Source organism: Salmonella sp. SAL4457 (genome assembly GCF_046548235.1).
In the GTDB taxonomy this organism is placed as follows: domain Bacteria; phylum Pseudomonadota; class Gammaproteobacteria; order Enterobacterales; family Enterobacteriaceae; genus Salmonella; species Salmonella enterica.
In genome coordinates this window covers 1-229 of sequence record NZ_JBGDZO010001492.1, presented here as the reverse complement: position 1 = coordinate 229, position 229 = coordinate 1, and the positions used below count along the sequence as shown (strand labels likewise).

The following is a 229-nucleotide window of genomic DNA, read 5'->3' as shown; positions in this document are numbered from 1 at the left end:
ATTCATGACTGGGGTGAAGTCGTAACAAGGTAACCGTAGGGGAACCTGCGGTTGGATCACCTCCTTACCTTAAAGAAACGGTCTTTGCAGTGCTCACACAGATTGTCTGATGAAAAGTAAATAGCAAGGCGTCTTGCGATTGAGACTTCAGTGTCCCCTTCGTCTAGAGGCCCAGGACACCGCCCTTTCACGGCGGTAACAGGGGTTCGAATCCCCTAGGGGACGCCAC

At 52.4% G+C, this 229-nt stretch carries 1 tRNA gene and 1 rRNA gene; both read left to right on the top strand.

Annotated elements, in window-relative coordinates:
- Positions 1-67 (top strand): 16S ribosomal RNA (locus tag ACLJNW_RS29170); the annotation flags it as partial.
- An 85-nt stretch (positions 68-152) separates the two neighbouring features.
- Positions 153-228: transfer RNA gene (locus tag ACLJNW_RS29165), tRNA-Glu, on the top strand.
- The last annotated feature ends 1 nt before the right edge of the window (position 229 follow it).